This is a genomic window from Arenimonas sp., assembly GCF_035721105.1.
Lineage (GTDB): Bacteria > Pseudomonadota > Gammaproteobacteria > Xanthomonadales > Xanthomonadaceae > Arenimonas.
Map to the genome: position 1 here is coordinate 1 of NZ_DASTNG010000024.1, position 16,923 is coordinate 16,923.

Genomic DNA, 16,923 nt, shown 5'->3' on the forward strand with positions numbered 1-16,923 from the left:
CGCGCCTGAAGGCGCTCCTACAATGGGAGGGGTTGTCGGGGTTATTTGCAGGCTTTGCAGGTGCTGCAGCCGGTGCCGCAGGCGCCGGTGGTGGCCTGCAGGGACGGGCGCAGGGCGCGGCCGAGGCGGTGCAGCAAGGCGGGGCGGGTTTCGCGCTCCAGCCAGTACGACAAGCGTGCCTGCGCCTGCCACATCATCGCGGGGGCGAGCTTGCGCAGCAGCGACAGCAGGCTCAGGCCGACCACGGCCGCCACCACCAGCGTCTGCAGCAGCGGGCTCATGCGCCCAGGGCCCGCGCCAGCTGGTAGGTCACCAGCGACGCCAGGTAGGCCAGCGCGAACAGGTAGCCGGTGGCGATGCCGGCCTGCTTCCAGCTGTTGGTTTCGCGCTTGATCACGGCGATGGTGGACAGGCACTGCGGCGCGTACACGTACCAGACCAGCAGCGACAGCGCGGTGGCCAGCGACCAGTCGGCGGCGATCAGCGGCGACAGCGCGCCGATGGCCTCGGCGTCGTTGGCGGTCGACAGTGCGTACACGGTGGCCAGCGCCGCCACCGCCACTTCGCGGGCGGCCAGGCCCGGGATCAGGGCGATGCAGATCTGCCAGTTGAAGCCGATCGGCGCGAACAGCGGCTCCATCCAGCGGCCGATGCGTCCGGCCAGGCTGTAGTCGATGGCCGGGCCCACCGCCCCTTCCGGCGGCGCCGGATAGGTCGACAGGAACCACAGCAGCACGGTCAGGGCCAGGATGATGCCGGTGACGCGGCGCAGGAACACGCGCGCGCGCTCCCACAGGCCGATGCCCAGGTCGAGCAGGTTCGGCAGCCGGTAGCTGGGCAGCTCGAGCAGCAGCACGTGCTCGCCTTCGCCGCGGCGCAGGCGCTGCATCACCCAGGCCGCCGCCAGCGCGCTGGCCACGCCGGCGAAATACAGCGCGAACATCACCAGGCCCTGCAGGCTGAACACGCCCGCCACGGTTTCGCGCGGGATGAAGGCGGAGATCAGCAGCGTGTACACCGGCAGCCGCGCCGAGCAGGTCATCAGCGGCGCGACCAGGATGGTGGCCAGGCGGTCGCGCGGGTCCTGGATCGAGCGCGTGGCCATGATGCCGGGGATGGCGCAGGCGAAGCTCGAGAGCAGCGGGATGAAGCTGCGGCCGGTGAGGCCCGCGGCGCGCATCGGCCGGTCGAGCAGGAAGGCCGCGCGCGGCAGGTAGCCCGACTCCTCGAGCCCCAGGATGAACACGAACAGCAGCAGGATCTGCGGCAGGAACTCCATCACCGTGCCCAGGCCGGCGAACAGGCCGTCGGCGACCAGGCTGCGCAGCGGGCCTTCCGGCATCGCGCCCGACACCATCCCACCCAGCGCCGAGATGCCGCCGGCCAGCGCATCCTGCAGGGGCGCGGCCCAGCTGAAGACGGCCTGGAACATCAGGAACATCACCACGCCCAGGATCATCAGGCCCCAGACCGGGTGCAGCAGCCAGCGGTCCAGGCGGTCGTCGAGGGTGCCGGCCGTGGCCGGCAGCGCGACGCATTCGGCCATCAGCGCGGCGACCTGGGCATGCAGGTCGCCCTCGGCCTCGGCGTCGACCGGCACCGGCAGCGCGGCGTCAAGCTGGGCCACCAGGCCGGCCGCGCCCTCGCGCTTCACCGCCACGGTTTCCACCACCGGCAGCCCGAGCCGCGCCTGCAGCGCCGGCAGGTCGATGCGGATGCCGCGGCGGCGCGCCACGTCCATCAGGTTCAGCGCCAGCACCATCGGCCGGCCCAGCTGGCGCAGCTCCAGCACGAAGCGCAGGTGCAGGCGCAGGTTGGTGGCGTCGGCCACGCACACCAGCAGGTCCGGCACCGCTTCGCCCGCCAGCGTGCCGCGGCAGACGTCGCGGGTGATGGCTTCGTCGGGGCTGGCGGCGTCGAGGCTGTAGGCGCCCGGCAGGTCGAGCACGCGCACGCTGCGGCCGCCCGGCGTGCGGAACAGGCCTTCCTTGCGCTCGACGGTGACGCCGGCGTAGTTCGCCACCTTCTGGCGGCTGCCGGTGAGGCGATTGAACAGCGCGGTCTTGCCGCAGTTCGGGTTGCCCACCAGCGCGATATTAAGCGAAGACACTCAGGCAACCGGCGGCAGCAGGCGGATGCGGGCGGCCTCGGCCAGGCGCATCGCGAAGCGGGTGGCGCCGACCTGCACCAGCAGCGGCTCGCCGCCCAGCGGGCCGCGGGTCACCAGGCGCACGGTTTCGCCGGCCACGAAGCCCAGGTCGCGCAGGCGACGCGCGACGGCGTCCCCGGGCCCGACGTCGTGGACGCCGGCGACCACGCCGTGTCGGCCGGTCTGGAGTTCGGTAAGGGTCATGGCCGCAGCACTCTAGTTGCGAATGATTCGCATTGTAAGCCAAACCGGGGCGCGGCGATAGCGGTCGGGTGCCCGGCCGGCCGGGCCCAGCCGTTATCATGCCGGCTTGCCCCGAGGAGCCCGCATGACCCAGGCCATCCGACTGGACCGCAGCGGCGGCACCGCCCGCCTCTCGCTGGCCCGCCCGCAGGTCCACAACGCCTTCGACGACGCCCTGATCGCCGAACTCACCGAGGCCCTGCTGGCCCTGGACGCCGACCCGGCGGTCCGCGCGGTGGTCCTGACCGGCGACGGCAGCACCTTCTCCGCCGGCGCCGACCTGGGCTGGATGCGGCGCATGGCCCAGGCCAGCGAGCAGGAGAACCGGGACGATTCGCTGCGCCTGGCCCGGCTGATGCGGACGCTCAATTTCCTGTCCAAGCCCACCCTGGCCCGGGTCAACGGCTCGGCCTACGGCGGCGGCGTCGGCCTGGTGGCCTGCTGCGACTACGCCATCGGCACCGACGCGGCCAAGTTCTCGCTGTCCGAGGTCAAGCTGGGGCTGGTGCCGGCGGTGATCTCGCCCTACGTGGTGCAGGCGATCGGCCCGCGCCAGGCCCGCCGCCTGTTCACCGGCGCCGAGGTCATCGACGCCGCCCAGGCGCAGGCCATCGGCCTGCTGCACGAGGTGGCCCCGGCGGCCCAGCTCGACGAGCGCCTCGACCGCACCCTGCACTTCTGGCTCAAGGGCGGCCCCGTCGCCCAGCGCGAGGCCAAGCAACTGGCCCTGCGCATGTCCGGCATGACCCCCGAATCCGCCGAACGCACCGACACCGAAAACGCCGCCCTGATCGCCCGCCTCCGCGTCTCGCCCGAAGGCCAGGAAGGCCTCACGGCGTTCCTCGACAAACGGGCGCCCTCGTGGGTCCAGTGTTGAACGCGGATAAGAGCGGATGGGCGCGGATAACAGCGGATTGATGCAGGAGGGGATCACGGAGATCGTCATCCGCTCGTTTTATGCGGTCTATAACGAGCTGGGGACGGGATTTCTGGAGCAGGTGTACGAGAACGCACTTTCGTTTTGTCTCAAGGAAGCCGGACTTCCTGTTTGGCAGCAGGTGGCCGTGGATGTCTTCTTTCGGGACCACAAGGTCGGTGACTACCGGGTCGACCTCCTGATCCCGGACAAGGTGCTGATAGAAATCAAGGTCGCGTCAACGATTTCACCGGCCCATGAGGCCCAACTCGTCAACTACCTGAAGGCCACCGGCATTCCCGTAGGCCTGCTGCTCAATTTCGGCCCCCGCCCCCAAGTTAAACGCCGGGTACACTCTGCTTCCAATCCGCCTTTATCCGCGCCCACCCGCTCTTATCCGCGTTAGAAGAACCAATGTTCAAAAAAATCCTGATTGCCAACCGCGGCGAGATCGCCTGCCGGATCATCCGCACCTGCCGCCGGCTGGGTATCCGCACGGCGGCGGTGTACTCGGAGGCCGATGCGCATGCCCAGCATGCGCGGCTGGCCGACGAGGCCTGGCCGATCGGCGGTCCGCGGCCGCAGGACAGCTACCTGCGGGGCGAGGCCATCATCGACGTGGCCAAGCGTGCGGGGGCGCAGGCCATCCATCCGGGCTACGGGTTCCTGAGCGAGAACGCTGATTTCGCCGAGGCGGTCGAGGCCGCCGGCATCACCTTCATCGGGCCGGGCGCGGCCTCGATGCGCAAGATGGGCAGCAAGGCCGGCGCCAAGCAGCTGATGCACGCACAGGGCGTGCCGGTGGTGCCGGGCTATACCGGCGAGGACCAGGCCCCGGCGCACCTGCAGGCCGAGGCCGACCGCATCGGCTACCCGCTGATGATCAAGGCCGCCCACGGCGGCGGCGGCAAGGGCATGCGCATCGTCCGCGAGGCCGGCGAGTTCGCCGCCGCGCTCGAGTCCTGCCAGCGCGAAGCCGCCAGCGCCTTCGGCCGCGACCGCGTGCTGCTCGAGCGCTACATCGGCGAGCCGCGCCACATCGAGATCCAGGTCTTCGCCGACCGCCACGGCCAGACCATCCACCTGGGCGAGCGCGAGTGCTCGGCCCAGCGCCGCTACCAGAAGGTGGTCGAGGAATCGCCCTCGCCCTTCCTCACCCCGGCGCTGCGCCTGAAGATGGGCGAGGCCGCGATCGAGGCCGCGCGCGCCATCGACTACGTCAACGCCGGCACCGTCGAATTCATCGTCGGCCCGCAGGGCGATTTCTACTTCATGGAGATCAACACCCGCCTGCAGGTCGAACACCCGGTCACCGAACTGGTCACCGGCCTGGACCTGGTGGAGTGGCAGCTGCGCGTCGCCGCCGGCGAACACCTGCCGCTGCACCAGCAGGACATCACCCACCGCGGCCACGCCATCGAAGTGCGGCTGTACGCAGAGGACCCGGCGCAGGGCTTCCTGCCCGGCTCGGGCAAGCTCGAGCGGCTCCGGCTGCCGGCGCCGTCGGCGCACGTGCGCCTGGATGCCGGCGTGGTCGAAGGCGACACCGTCACCATCTTCTACGACCCGATGATCGCCAAGCTGATCGTCTGGGACCTCGACCGCCCGCGCGCCCTGGCCCGCCTGCGCGAGGCCCTGGCCGACTGCGAGATCGCCGGGCCGAAGTCGAACATCGACTTCCTCGAGAAACTGGTGCGCCACCCGCGCGTGGTCGAGGGCACCATCCACACCGCCTACCTCGACCGCCACCTCGAGGAAGTGCTGCCGCGCGACAGCGCCCTGCCCGACGCCCACCTGGCGCTGGCCGCGGCGGCCGCCGCGCTGCACGACGAGGCCAGCACCCGCGCCGCCGCCGGTGCCGGCGGCGACCCGCACACGCCCTGGGCCATCGCCGACGGCTGGCGCCTGGGCCACGCCGGCGAGCGCCTGCTGTGCTTCCTGCACCGCGGCGAGCGCATCGAGGTCCACGCCCGCGGCAGCGCCGGCGACTACGACCTGCGCATCGGCGAGCGCGAACTGTCCGTGCGCGGCGCCCGCCACGCCGACGGCCGCCTCGGCGCCGAGGTCGACGGCCGCCAGTGGCGCATGCGCGTGCACGCCGATGCCGGCGCCGCCAGCGTGCACGACGGCGAACACCGCGTCCGGCTCGAGCGCGTGCCGGCCTTCCGCTTCGACGGCAACGCCGCCGCCGGTCGCGGCGACCGCCTGGTCGCGCCGATGCCCGGCCGCATCGTGCTGGTCAAGGCCCGCCCCGGCCAGGCCGTGGCCGAGGGCGAGGAGCTGCTGGTGATGGAAGCGATGAAGATGGAGCTGAGCCTGAAGGCCCCGCGCGCCGGCACCGTGGCGACGGTGCAGGCCACGGCCGGCGATTTCGTCGAGTCCGATGCGGTCCTGGTCAAACTGGAGGCGTCATGAAACTTCGCATCCGCGCTGCGCTGGCCCTCGCGGCCCTGCTGGTCCTGGCAGGCTGCCAGATCACCACCTTCGAACAGGCCCCACTCGCCGCCCTGCCCTGCGACCCGGCGGTCGTCGGCGAATGGCATTCGATCGGCGAGGCGCCCTCGGGCGACGGCGAGATGATCCTGCGCGTGGCGGCGGACTGCCAGCTCAGCGTCGAGGAACGCACGGCCGAGGGCCCGCGCATCGGCGAGCCGACGCGGCTGTTCCTGGGCGAGCACGCCGGCCGGCGCTATGCCTGGACCGACGCGGGCTGGCTGCTGCGCCGTTTCGAGGAAGACCACCCCGTGCCGGCCGGCGACGTCCACCTGGTGCGCTTCGCGATCGAAGGTGACCGACTGTCGCTGTGGTCCACGGACGACAAGCGGATTGCCCACGCCATCATCGACGGCGACCTGTCCGGCGAGGTCAGCGCCCGCGACCGCCGCCTGTTCAACCGCCTGGTCGGCCCGCCGTCGCCCGAGGTGCTCGAACACGCCGGGCTCTTCGATGACGCGTCCGCCGACTTCCGCAAGATCGAGCCCCGGCCATGAGCCTGCCCGCCGCCGTTCGCATCGTCGAGGTCGGGCCGCGCGATGGCCTGCAGAACGAGAAGGCCATCATCCCGACCGCGGCCAAGATCGAGCTGATCGACCGGCTGTCGGCCACCGGGCTGCGCAGCATCGAGGCCACCAGTTTCGTCAGCCCCAAGTGGGTGCCGCAGCTGGCCGACGCCGCCGAGGTCTTCGCCGGCATCCGGCGCGCCCCGGGCGTCGGCTATCCGGTGCTGGTGCCCAACCTGCAGGGCTACGAACGCGCCCGCGCGGTCGGCGCCGGGGAAGTGGCGGTGTTCAGCGCCGCGTCCGAGGCCTTCAACCGCAAGAACATCAACGCCAGCATCGACGAGAGCATCGAACGCTTCCTGCCCGTGCTCGAGCGCGCCCGCGCCGACGGCGTGAAAGTGCGCGGCTACGTCAGCACCGTGCTCGGCTGCCCCTACCAGGGCGCCGTGCCGGTCGCCGACGTGGTGCGGGTGGCGCGGCGCATGCACGAACTGGGCTGCTACGAAGTGTCGCTGGGCGACACCATCGGCATCGGCACCCCGGCCGCCGCCCGGAACATGCTGCGCGCCGTCGCCGACGCGGTGCCGATGGCGGCGCTGGCGATCCACTTCCACGACACCCGCGGCCAGGCCCTGGCCAACATCCTGGCCTGCCTGGAGGAAGGGGTGGCCGTGGTGGACGCCGCGGTGTCGGGCACCGGCGGCTGCCCGTACGCGCCCGGCGCCAGCGGCAACGTCGCCAGCGAGGACGTCGTGTACATGCTCGAGGGCATGGGCATCGCCACCGGGGTCGACCTGCCCCGCCTGGTCGAGACCGGCCGCTGGCTGGCGGCCCTGCTGGGGCGGCGTTCCGGCAGCAAGGTCACGCTGGCCGCCGACTGACGCGGCGACCACCGGCCGCCGGTGTATGCTCCGGGAGAACCACTCCCGCCGACCGACGACGGAATGCACCCCGACAGCCCCGACCAGGACGACGCCGCCGCATCGACGCCCGACGAAGGCGCGGCCCGCCATGCCGACCTGGTGTCCCGCCTGGAACGCTGCCTGACCGCGGGCGAATCGCCGACCCCCGCCCTGCTCTCGGAACTGCTGGCCAGCCTGCACGCGCTGGAGCGTGAGGCCGAAAGCCTGCGCCTGCGCTACGAGGCGCTGTTCAACGCGGTGCCCGACCCGGTCAGCATCCTCGACGCCGACGGCCGCGTCCTCGACCTCAACCGGGCGGGCATGAACGCCTACCGGATGCCCCGCGAGGACATCGTCGGCAAGCTGGTGCACGTCATCAACCCCGACCTGCCGCCCAACCACATGGGCCCGGTGCTGGAAGCCCTGGCCCGCGACGAGACCTACGTGGTCGAGGTCAGCAACATGCGCGGCGACGGCAGCCGCTTCCCGGTCGAGGTGCATTCGGCCAACTTCCACGACGGCCCGCACCACCACGTCATCGCCGTGGCGCGCGACCTGAGCCTGCGCCAGGAAGCCGAGCTCAACTACCAGGCCCTGCTGGCGGCCATCGACAAGGGCGTGCTGTTCCAGGGCTTCGACGGCCGGCCGCTGTCGGCCAATCCGGCCGGGTACCGCATCCTGGGCATCGACGACAGCCTGGACATCGCCGCCAGCCTGCGCTTCGACGACTGGCTGGTGATCGACCACCGCGGCTATCCGATCAGCTTCCGCGACCTGCCGCCGCTGCGTTCGCTGGCCACCGGCGAGATCGTCGAAAGCACCCTGCTGGGTCTCTACCACCACCGCCGCAAACAGCTGACCTGGATCTCGGCCACCTCGGTGCCGCAGTTCCACCCGGGCGCCAGCAAGCCGCACCAGGTGATCTCGCTGTTCTCGGACGTGACCGAACTCAAGCGCGACAGCTCGCTGTTCCTGCGCGCCCAGGCGCTGGCCCGCATCGGCGGCTGGGAGTGGGACGGCGGCCGGCGCCGGCTGTACCTGACCGACGAAGCGCTGCGCATCATCGGCCGCCGCGACGACCCGCCGCTCAACCTCGACGACGTGATGGAGCAGATCGCCGAGACCCACCGCAAGCCGGTCGAGGATGCGATCGAAAGCGTGATCCGCGACGGCGGCGCCTTCGACCTCGAGGTCCAGGTGGTGCGGCCGGACGGCGAACGCCACTGGGCGCGCCTGATCGGCCAGTCCGAGGGCCGCGCGCCCATGTCCACCCGGCTCACCGGCACGCTGCAGGACATCACCCAGCGCCGGCAGATCGAGGAAGCGCTGCGCAGCCAGGCCCGCACCGACCCGCTCACCGGCCTGTTCAACCGCGACGGCATCCTGGGCGAACTCGAGCGCCGGCTCGGCGACGGCGCGCCCGGCACCACCGTCATCTACGTCGACCTGGACCGCTTCAAGCTGGTCAACGACCTGCTGGGCCACGCCGCCGGCGACCACCTGCTGGTGAATGCCGCGCGCCGGCTCGAGCGCTGCGTCGGCGATGCCGGCCTGCTGTCGCGCTTCGGCGGCGACGAGTTCCTGGTGGTCACCGACCAGCGCGCCGGCGCCGGCATGGCCGAACTGCTGGCCGAGCGCATCACCCGCGCCTTCAGCGACAGCTTCCGCTACGCCGGCGAGGAATTCACCATCACCACCAGCGTCGGCCTGGCGCGCCACCCCGAGCACGCGCGCACGGTGCAGCAGCTGGTGAACAACGCCGACGCGGCCATGTACGCCGCCAAGCGCAAGGGCCGCAACACCTGGCAGGTGTTCAACCCGGAGCTGGCGCAGCAGCAGCACGACCGCGTCCAGATCGAGGCGCAGCTGCGCCGGGCGCTCGACAACGGTGAGTTCCGCCTGGTCTACCAGCCGCTGGTGGCGCTGGCCGACGGCCGGGTGCGCACCGCCGAGGCGCTGATCCGCTGGCACAACCCCACGCTGGGCGACATCGCGCCCGACCACTTCATCAGCCACGCCGAGACCACCGGCGACATCGTGCACATCGGCGCCTGGGTGATCGAAACCGCCTGCCGGCAGATGGCCGCCTGGCGCGCCGCGGGCCTGGCGCTCGAACGCGTGGCGGTGAACGTGTCCTACCGCCAGTTCCTCACCGAGGACCTGGTGCAGACCATCGCCCGCGCGCTTCGCGACCACGGCCTGCCCGGCTCGGCGCTGGAGCTCGAGTTCACCGAGCGGGTGCTGATCGAGGACGCCCCGGACACCCTGAACACCTTCGAAGCGCTGCGGGCGCTGGGCGTGGTGCTGACCATCGACGACTTCGGCGAGGGCTACAGCGCGTTGAACTACCTGCGGCGGCTGCCGATCCACGGCCTGAAGCTGGCGCACAGCTTCCTGCAGGGCGTGCCCGCCAATCCGTCCGACGTGGCGATCTGCCAGGCGGTGGCCGGCATGGCCCGGGGCCTGGGCCTGGACGTGGTCGCCGAGGGCGTCGAAAGCCCGGCCCAGCGCGACTTCCTGCTGGGCCTGGGCATCGGCACCGGCCAGGGCTTCCTGTTCAGCCCGGGGCTGGAGCCCGACGGGTTCACCGCCTACCTGCGCCAGGCCGGGCTGCGGCCGCCGGAGACCCCGGAGACCGACCATGCCTGAAGGCTTCACGCTGCGACCGATCCAGCCGGGCGACGACGCCGCGGTGGCGGCCATCATCCGGGCCGTGATGCCCGAGTTCGGCGCCGGCGGCGCCGGCTTCGCGATCCACGACCCCGAGGTCGACGGCATGTCGGCCGCCTACGACCGCCCGGGCGCCGCCTACTTCGTGGTCGAGGCCGAGGGGCGCGTGCTGGGCGGCGGCGGCGTGGCGCCGCTGGACGGCGGCCCCGACGGCGTCTGCGAACTGCGCAAGATGTATTTCCTGCCGGCGCTGCGCGGCCGCGGCGCCGGGACCGCGCTGATGGCCCGCTGCCTGGACGAGGCGCGCCGGCTGGGCCACCGCCAGTGCTACCTCGAGACCCTGCTCGGCATGGACCAGGCCCAGAAGCTCTACGAGCGCACCGGCTTCCGCCGCCTCGATGGCCCGATGGGCGCCACCGGCCACTTCGGCTGCAACCGCTTCTACCTCCTCGACCTCTGACCCCCATACCGCCCCCACCGCTTCCACCGCTTCCACCTCCTCGACCTCCGCCCCCCCCTGTAGGAGCGCCTTCAGGCGCGAATCCCTTCTTTGCCAAAGGCAAAGCCAGAGAGCCAGGTCAAAAGCTTCGCGCCTGAAGGCGCTCCTACAGAGGTGGGTTTGGTAGAATCGGGGGCTGTTCCGAGAGGGGTTTTCCATGCAGATCCAAGACACCCGCGCCGTCATCACCGGCGGCGTTTCCGGCCTGGGCCTTGCCGTGGCGCAGCACCTGGTGGCCGGCGGCGCCAAGGTCGCGCTGCTCGACATCAACGACGACAAGGGCGCCGCCGCCGTGGCCGCGCTGGGCGCCGACCAGGCCCGCTACTTCCGCACCGACGTCACCGACGAAGCCAACGTCGAGGCCAACCTGGCCGCCGCGCGCGAATTCATGGGCGGGCTCAACGTGGCCGTCAACTGCGCCGGCATCCTCGGTGCCGGCCGCGTGCTGGGCAAGGACGCGCCGATGCCGCTCAAGAACTTCGCCGGCACGGTGATGGTGAACCTGGTCGGCAGCTTCAACGTCGCCAAGGCGGCCGCCAACCTGATGCAGCACAACGCCGCCGGCGAAGACGGCGAGCGCGGCGTGATCGTCAACACCGCCAGCGTCGCCGCCTACGAAGGCCAGATCGGCCAGGCCGCCTACTCCGCCTCCAAGGGTGGCGTGGTGGCGATGACGCTGCCGATGGCGCGCGAGCTGTCGCGCTTCGGCATCCGCGTGAACACCATCGCCCCCGGCATCTTCTGGACGCCGATGGTCGACGGCATGCCCGAGGCGGTGCAGCAGTCGCTGTCGGCCTCGATCCCGTTCCCGTCGCGCCTGGGCCAGCCGGCCGAGTTCGCCGGCCTGGTGGCCTACATCCTCGGCAGCCGCTACCTCAACGGCGAAACCATCCGCCTGGACGGCGCCGTCCGCCTCGCCCCCAAGTAACCCACCCCCTCACTGTAGGAGCGCCTTCAGGCGCGAATCTTTTCTTTGCCAAAGGCAAAGCCGAAAAAGCAAAGTCAAAAGATTCGCGCCTGAAGGCGCTCCTACAGGAGACGCCGAACCTTCCAAGGAACTTGCAATGAAAGCTGGCGACATCAAGAAAGGCAACGTCATCGAGCACAACGGCACCGTCTACCAGGTCCGCGACATCGAGCGCAGCTCGCCGCAGGGCCGCGGCGGCAACGTCAAGTTCCGCTTCACCCTGTACAGCGTGCCGGGCGGCGTGAAGTTCGACCTCAGCTGCGGCGCCGACGACGAGCTGCGCGAAGTCGAGCTCAGCCGCCGCGCGTCCACCTACTCGTACAAGGACGGCGAGGCCTTCGTGTTCCTCGACGCCGAGGACTACACGCCGTACCAGCTCGACGCCGACGTGATCGGCGACGCCGCGGGCTACATCACCGACGGCCTGGAAGGCTGCTACGTGCAGCTGATCGAGGACGCCCCGGTGGCCGTGCAGCTGCCGCCCAGCGTGCAGCTGGAGGTGGTCGAGACGCCGCCGGAGCTCAAGGGCGGCACCGCCACCAAGCGCCCGAAGCCGGCAAAGCTCAATACCGGCATCGAGATCATGGTGCCCGAGTACATCAGCAACGGCGAAAAGATCTGGGTCAGCACCACCACCGGCGAGTTCGGCGGCCGCGTCTGACCGCTTAATGTCGGCCGCCGCGTCTGATCACCTGCTGTCGGCGGCCGCGTCTAATCGCTTTTTGTAGGAGCGCCTTCAGGCGCGAATCTTTTGACCTTGCTTTTTTGACTTTGCCTTTGGCAAAGAAAAGATTCGCGCCTGAAGGCGCTCCTACCATGGGCCAGGGCGAGCTTGGTCAGCGTGCGAGCCACTTGCGGGCCATGCGGCGCAGCGATTCGTCGGCGTCGGGGTCCGCGGCCAGGTCGGCCACCGGCTTCCAGGCCAGGGCCAGCGATTCCTGGTTGACCACGAAGGCTTCGCTGCCGGTCGCGCGCACCGCGAAGCGCACGTCGTAATGCCAGTGCTCGGGCTCGCTGCCGCGGGCCGGGATGGCGTGGCGGTCCAGGTCCAGGATCGCCGGGTCCACCACCAGGTCCACCAGCCCGGACTCTTCCTCCGCCTCGCGCAGCGCCACCCGCGGCAGGTGCGCATCGCCGTCCGCGTGGCCACCCAGCTGCAGCCAGCGACCGAGCTTGCGATGGTGCATCAGCAGCACCCGCGCGCCATCGGCGCTCACCACCCAGGCCGAGCCGGTGAAATGCCCGGCCAGCCGGGCCCGTTCGAACACCGGCCCGGCCTCGTCCAGCAGGGCCCGGAACTGCGCCACCACCCCGGATTCCTCCGGGTGGCGGGCCAGGTAGTCGGTGAACAGCTGGCCCAGGGGCTGGCGATCGTGCATGGCGTTTCCAGACGGTGGCGAAGGGCGCCAGCATACCCGCACGGCCCGCGCCGGCTCGGGTAAACTCGCCCGATTACTCTGGGGAGAGAGCCCGATGACCGAACCGTCCCAGGCCGCCAAGGCCCGCGAACCGACCCTGCTGCAAGCCTTCCTGCCGCTGGTCTTCCTCTTCGCCCTGCTCGGGACATCGGTCTACCTGTTCGCGGACAACTCCGCCTACGGCGGCAGCCAGATCTCGCTGCTGCTCGCGGGCGGCCTGGCCGCCATCATCGGCATCCGCAACGGCATGCGCTGGGACGACGTGCAGGACGCCATCGTCCACGGCATCTCGATCTCCACCAACGCCATCCTCATCCTGCTCGCGGTGGGCTCGCTGATCGGCTCGTGGATCCTGTCGGGCGCGGTGCCCACCCTGATCCACTACGGCCTGATGCTGCTGCATCCGTCCTTCTTCTATCCGGCGGCCTGCCTGGTCTGCGCGGTGGTCGCGGTCACCATCGGCAGTTCCTGGACCGTGGCCGGCACGCTGGGCGTGGCGCTGATGGGCGTGGCCCAGGGCCTGGGCCTGGATCCGGCGATCACCGCCGGCGCCGTCATCTCCGGCGCCTACTTCGGCGACAAGCTGTCGCCGCTGTCGGACACCACCAACCTGGCCCCGGCCGCCGCCGGCAGCGAGCTGTTCGCGCACGTGCGGCACATGACCTGGACCACCATCCCCAGCATCCTGATCGCCCTCGCCGGCTTCACCTACCTCAGCTTCGGGGTCGAGGCCGGCACGGCGACCGTGGGCTTCGATGACCTCTCGGCCGAGCTCTCGAACATCTTCGCCATCGGCCCGCACCTTCTGCTCCCGCTGCTGGTGGTGTTCGGCCTGGCCATCAAGCGCTTCCCGGCCTATCCCACCATCCTGATCGGTGCCCTGCTGGGCGCGGTCTTCGCGGTCATCTTCCAGCCCGACCTGGTGGTGGCGCTGGCCGGCGACGAATCGCTGTCGCGTCCGCTGGCCCTGCTCAAGGGCGCCTGGACCTCGCTGATCGACGGCTACAAGGGCGCGTCGGGCAACGAGGCCATCGACTCGCTGCTCAACCGCGGCGGCATGTCATCCATGCTCAACACCGTCTGGCTGGTGATCTGCGCCATGTCCTTCGGCGCCATCATGGAAAAGGCCGGCCTGCTCGAGCGCCTGATCCGCAGCGTGCTGAAGATGGCCCGCAGCACCGGCTCGCTGATCGTCGCGACCCTGGTCACCAGCTTCGGCACCAACGTGCTGGCCGCCGACCAGTACCTGGCCATCGTGCTGCCCGGCCGCATCTACCGCTCCGAGTACGAGAAGCGCGGCCTGGCCGCGGTCAATCTCTCGCGCGCACTCGAGGACGCCGGCACCATCACCTCGCCGCTGGTGCCCTGGAACACCTGCGGCGCCTACATGGCGGCCACCCTGGGCGTGGCGACGCTGGACTACCTGCCCTACGCCTTCTTCAACCTCGTGAACCCCGTGCTGGCCGGCATCCTGGCCTACACCGGCTACAAGATCCTCAAGCTCGAGCTCGGCGGCGCGGTCGCATCGCGTCGCACCGACTGATTTCCACCCGCCCCCACCCGACGACACGCCCAGAGACGTCCAACCCATGTTCAAGAACCTACTGCTTGTCAAACCCGTTGCGGCCATGCCCCACGTGGATGCGGGTGAGCCGGTCGAAGGCGGCCTGCCAGGCGAAGCCAACCTCAAGCGTGTGCTGGGGGCACGGCACCTGCTGCTGTTGGGCGTGGGCGCGATCATCGGCGCCGGCATCTTCGTGATGACCGGCCAGGCGGCCGCCAACCATGCCGGCCCGGCGATCATGCTCAGCTTCGTGCTGGCGGGCCTGGCTTGCGCCTTTGCCGGCCTGTGCTACGCCGAATTCGCGGCGATGATCCCGGTCTCGGGCAGCGCCTACAGTTACACCTACGCCACCTTGGGCGAGGCCATCGCGTGGTTCGTGGGCTGGAGCCTCGTGCTGGAGTACCTGTTCGCGGCCTCCGCGGTAGCGGTGGGCTGGTCGGCCTACACCGTCAGCCTGATGGAGCACCTGGCCGCCCTGGGCGGTTCGTCCTGGACGTTCCCGGACTGGCTCGCGTCCGCGCCGTTCACCTACACCCATGGCGAGCTGGTGATGACGGGCTCGCTGTTCAACCTGCCGGCCGTGCTGATCGTGGCCGCGGTCGGTGCGCTCTGCTACATCGGCATGCGCCAGTCGGCCTTCGCCAACGGCATCATCGTCGCCATCAAGGTCACCGTGATCCTGGCCCTGATCGGCTTCGGCTCCCAGTACGTGAACCCGGACAACTGGGTGCCCTTCATCCCCGAGAACCAGGGCGGCGACCGCTTTGGCTGGGAAGGTGTGCTGCGCGGCGCCTCGATCGTGTTCTTCGCCTACATCGGCTTCGACGCGGTCTCGACCGCGGCGCAGGAGGCCAAGAATCCTCAGCGCGACATGCCCATCGGCATCCTCGGATCCCTGGTGGTCTGCACCCTGCTCTACATCATCGTCGCCGCCGTGCTCACCGGCATGGTGCCGTATACCGAGCTCGGCACCGCCAAGCCGGTCGCCACCGCGCTCGAGCCCTATGCCGACCTGGCCTGGCTGAAGCTGGCGGTCGAGATCGGTGCGGTCGCGGGCCTGAGCTCGGTGATCCTGGTGATGCTGATGGGCCAGCCGCGCATCTTCTTCGCGATGTCGCGCGATGGCCTGCTGCCCAAGTTCTTCGGCGCCGCGCATCCCAGGTTCGGCACGCCGCACAAGGCGACCGTGGTCGTCGCCCTGGTCGCGGCGGCGCTGGCGGCGTTCTTCCCGCTGGGCGTCCTGGGCGACCTGGTCTCGATGGGCACCCTGCTGGCGTTCGCCACCGTGTGCATCGGCGTGCTGGTGCTGCGCAAGACCCGTCCGGACCTGCCGCGCGCCTTCCGCGTCCCGTTCGCGCCGGTGATCTGCGTCCTTGGCGCGCTGTCGTGCCTGGCGCTGGTCTTCTTCATGGGCTGGTACAACTGGGCCCTGCTGGGCGCCTGGACCGTCGTCGGTTTCATCATCTACTTCGGTTATGGCTACCGCCACAGCCATCTGCGCCGCGGCGCCTGACCAAGACCCCCACCACGGAAGCAAGCATGGACAACCACTCGATCCACGGCATGTGGTCCTCGCGCCTGGCCTTCATCCTCGCCGCCAGCGGTTCGGCGGTGGGCCTGGGCAACATCTGGCGCTTCCCTTACCTGGCCTCCGACAACGGCGGCGGCGCCTTCGTGCTGATCTACCTGGGCTGCATCCTGCTGGTCGGCCTGCCGATCATGGCCGCCGAGATCCTGATGGGCCGCCAGGGCCGCATGAGCCCGGTGAACACCCTGCGCAAGCTCACCCGCGAGGGCGGCCACAGTGGCGCCTGGACCGTCATCGGCTGGATCGGCATGGTGGCCGCTGTGATGATCCTGAGCTTCTACAGCGTCGTCGGTGGCTGGACCATGCACTACACGTGGCTGTACATCGCCCAGCTCTTCGGCGGTCCGGCGATCAGCGATCCGGGCGCCACCTTCTCCGCGATGCTGGCCAGCCCCGGCACCCTGATCTTCTGGCACAGCGCCTTCATGCTGGTCACGCTGGGCGTGGTCGCGATGGGCGTCGAGAAGGGCCTCGAGCGCGCCGTGAAATTCCTGATGCCGCTGCTGTTCCTGATCCTGCTGGGCCTGCTGGCCTACGGCATCAGCACCGGCAACGTCGGCCAGGCAATCGAGTTCCTGTTCAAGCCTGACTTCAGCGAAGTCACCGGCGACACACTGCTGGCGGCGCTGGGCCAGGCCTTCTTCTCGCTCAGCCTGGGCATGTGCGGCATCATGACCTACGGCGCCTACCTGCCCAAGGACATCTCGATCCCGCGCGTGGCGGTCACGGTGTCGGCGACCGACACCGCCGTGGCGCTGCTCGCGGGCCTCGCGATTTTCCCGGTGCTGTTCACCTTCGGCATCGCGCCGGCGGGAGGTGGCCCGGGCCTGATCTTCACCTCGCTGCCGCTGGCCTTCAACGACATGCCCTTCGGCATCCCGTATGCGGTGGCCTTCTTCGGCCTGCTGTTCGTGGCGGCCTGGACCTCGTCGATCTCGCTGCTCGAGCCGCCGACGGCCTTCCTGGTGGAAATGGGCAAGATGTCCCGGCGCACGTCCGCGATCGTCG

16 protein-coding genes are annotated in these 16,923 nt (G+C 70.3%); 12 read left to right on the plus strand and 4 right to left on the minus strand.

Translation table 11 applies throughout. The features are described 5' to 3' along the window. Positions 1–41: 41 nt before the first annotated feature. Genes VFQ84_RS03365 through VFQ84_RS03375 form a run of 3 tightly spaced genes read right to left on the minus strand, consistent with a single transcriptional unit; the run spans position 42 to position 2,353 of the window. Positions 42–281, minus strand: a complete 240-nt coding sequence (locus VFQ84_RS03365; RefSeq protein WP_325129234.1) for a DUF6587 family protein — start codon at positions 279–281, stop codon at positions 42–44. Next, entirely contained in the window at positions 278–2,110 is a 1,833-nt protein-coding gene (feoB, locus tag VFQ84_RS03370) for a ferrous iron transporter B (protein ID WP_325129236.1), read from the minus strand. Before feoB ends, VFQ84_RS03365 begins: the two co-directional genes overlap by 4 nt. Beyond that, positions 2,111–2,353 (minus strand): FeoA family protein, encoded by a 243-nt coding sequence (locus VFQ84_RS03375; RefSeq protein WP_325129238.1) that lies wholly within the window; start codon positions 2,351–2,353, stop codon positions 2,111–2,113. Between the two features lie 124 nt (positions 2,354–2,477). Between VFQ84_RS03375 and VFQ84_RS03380 the strand changes: the two genes are divergently transcribed. The 9 genes from VFQ84_RS03380 to yeiP all read left to right on the plus strand — a co-directional run bounded on the left by VFQ84_RS03380 (position 2,478) and on the right by yeiP (position 12,006). Continuing rightward, positions 2,478–3,269: an enoyl-CoA hydratase-related protein gene (locus VFQ84_RS03380; RefSeq protein ID WP_325129240.1), complete on the plus strand. Its 792-nt coding sequence runs from the start codon at positions 2,478–2,480 to the stop codon at positions 3,267–3,269. Positions 3,270–3,285: 16 nt separating this feature from the next. Then, positions 3,286–3,714 carry a GxxExxY protein gene (locus tag VFQ84_RS03385; protein ID WP_325129242.1) on the plus strand — a complete coding sequence of 143 codons (429 nt, stop codon included), beginning with the start codon at positions 3,286–3,288 and terminating at the stop codon, positions 3,712–3,714. 8 nt (positions 3,715–3,722) lie between these two features. Next, positions 3,723–5,723 carry an acetyl/propionyl/methylcrotonyl-CoA carboxylase subunit alpha gene (locus VFQ84_RS03390; RefSeq protein ID WP_325129244.1) on the plus strand — a complete coding sequence of 667 codons (2,001 nt, stop codon included), beginning with the start codon at positions 3,723–3,725 and terminating at the stop codon, positions 5,721–5,723. Beyond that, the gene (locus VFQ84_RS03395; RefSeq protein ID WP_325129246.1) at positions 5,720–6,298 is read left to right on the plus strand and encodes a hypothetical protein; all 579 of its coding nucleotides are present in this window, start codon (positions 5,720–5,722) and stop codon (positions 6,296–6,298) included. Before VFQ84_RS03390 ends, VFQ84_RS03395 begins: the two co-directional genes overlap by 4 nt. Then, entirely contained in the window at positions 6,295–7,188 is an 894-nt protein-coding gene (locus VFQ84_RS03400) for a hydroxymethylglutaryl-CoA lyase (RefSeq protein WP_325129248.1), read from the plus strand. Before VFQ84_RS03395 ends, VFQ84_RS03400 begins: the two co-directional genes overlap by 4 nt. 63 nt (positions 7,189–7,251) lie before the next feature. Beyond that, positions 7,252–9,858, plus strand: coding sequence for a sensor domain-containing protein (locus VFQ84_RS03405; RefSeq protein WP_325129250.1), 2,607 nt, complete (start codon positions 7,252–7,254; stop codon positions 9,856–9,858). Continuing rightward, positions 9,851–10,339 (plus strand): GNAT family N-acetyltransferase, encoded by a 489-nt coding sequence (locus VFQ84_RS03410; RefSeq protein ID WP_325129253.1) that lies wholly within the window; start codon positions 9,851–9,853, stop codon positions 10,337–10,339. Before VFQ84_RS03405 ends, VFQ84_RS03410 begins: the two co-directional genes overlap by 8 nt. A 196-nt stretch (positions 10,340–10,535) precedes the next feature. Beyond that, a complete protein-coding gene (locus VFQ84_RS03415) occupies positions 10,536–11,306 on the plus strand; it encodes an SDR family NAD(P)-dependent oxidoreductase (RefSeq protein ID WP_325129255.1) in 771 nt (256 codons plus the stop codon). 136 nt (positions 11,307–11,442) lie between these two features. Next, positions 11,443–12,006 (plus strand): elongation factor P-like protein YeiP, encoded by a 564-nt coding sequence (gene yeiP / locus VFQ84_RS03420; RefSeq protein WP_325129257.1) that lies wholly within the window; start codon positions 11,443–11,445, stop codon positions 12,004–12,006. Between the two features lie 175 nt (positions 12,007–12,181). Here yeiP and VFQ84_RS03425 read toward each other — a convergent pair whose 3' ends face one another. Next, the gene (locus VFQ84_RS03425) at positions 12,182–12,724 is read right to left on the minus strand and encodes an NUDIX hydrolase (protein WP_325129259.1); all 543 of its coding nucleotides are present in this window, start codon (positions 12,722–12,724) and stop codon (positions 12,182–12,184) included. Positions 12,725–12,818: 94 nt separating this feature from the next. Between VFQ84_RS03425 and nhaC the strand changes: the two genes are divergently transcribed. The 3 genes from nhaC to VFQ84_RS03440 all read left to right on the plus strand — a co-directional run. Then, complete coding sequence (gene nhaC, locus VFQ84_RS03430; RefSeq protein WP_325129260.1) at positions 12,819–14,306, plus strand: Na+/H+ antiporter NhaC; 1,488 nt, start codon at positions 12,819–12,821, stop codon at positions 14,304–14,306. 46 nt (positions 14,307–14,352) lie between these two features. Next, the gene (locus tag VFQ84_RS03435; protein ID WP_325129262.1) at positions 14,353–15,840 is read left to right on the plus strand and encodes an amino acid permease; all 1,488 of its coding nucleotides are present in this window, start codon (positions 14,353–14,355) and stop codon (positions 15,838–15,840) included. Positions 15,841–15,866: 26 nt separating this feature from the next. Continuing rightward, positions 15,867–16,923 (plus strand): sodium-dependent transporter (locus VFQ84_RS03440; protein ID WP_325129263.1); only part of this gene is annotated, 1,057 nt, incomplete at its 3' end.

Coding starts and splice junctions, on each gene's coding strand:
- VFQ84_RS03365 (WP_325129234.1), bottom strand. CDS start 281: ATGAGCCCGCTGCTGCAGACGCTGGTGGTGGCGGCCGTGGTCGGCCTG.
- VFQ84_RS03375 (WP_325129238.1), bottom strand. CDS start 2,353: ATGACCCTTACCGAACTCCAGACCGGCCGACACGGCGTGGTCGCCGGC.
- VFQ84_RS03380 (WP_325129240.1), top strand. CDS start 2,478: ATGACCCAGGCCATCCGACTGGACCGCAGCGGCGGCACCGCCCGCCTC.
- VFQ84_RS03385 (WP_325129242.1), top strand. CDS start 3,286: ATGGGCGCGGATAACAGCGGATTGATGCAGGAGGGGATCACGGAGATC.
- VFQ84_RS03390 (WP_325129244.1), top strand. CDS start 3,723: ATGTTCAAAAAAATCCTGATTGCCAACCGCGGCGAGATCGCCTGCCGG.
- VFQ84_RS03395 (WP_325129246.1), top strand. CDS start 5,720: ATGAAACTTCGCATCCGCGCTGCGCTGGCCCTCGCGGCCCTGCTGGTC.
- VFQ84_RS03400 (WP_325129248.1), top strand. CDS start 6,295: ATGAGCCTGCCCGCCGCCGTTCGCATCGTCGAGGTCGGGCCGCGCGAT.
- VFQ84_RS03405 (WP_325129250.1), top strand. CDS start 7,252: ATGCACCCCGACAGCCCCGACCAGGACGACGCCGCCGCATCGACGCCC.
- VFQ84_RS03410 (WP_325129253.1), top strand. CDS start 9,851: ATGCCTGAAGGCTTCACGCTGCGACCGATCCAGCCGGGCGACGACGCC.
- VFQ84_RS03415 (WP_325129255.1), top strand. CDS start 10,536: ATGCAGATCCAAGACACCCGCGCCGTCATCACCGGCGGCGTTTCCGGC.
- yeiP (WP_325129257.1), top strand. CDS start 11,443: ATGAAAGCTGGCGACATCAAGAAAGGCAACGTCATCGAGCACAACGGC.
- VFQ84_RS03425 (WP_325129259.1), bottom strand. CDS start 12,724: ATGCACGATCGCCAGCCCCTGGGCCAGCTGTTCACCGACTACCTGGCC.
- nhaC (WP_325129260.1), top strand. CDS start 12,819: ATGACCGAACCGTCCCAGGCCGCCAAGGCCCGCGAACCGACCCTGCTG.
- VFQ84_RS03435 (WP_325129262.1), top strand. CDS start 14,353: ATGTTCAAGAACCTACTGCTTGTCAAACCCGTTGCGGCCATGCCCCAC.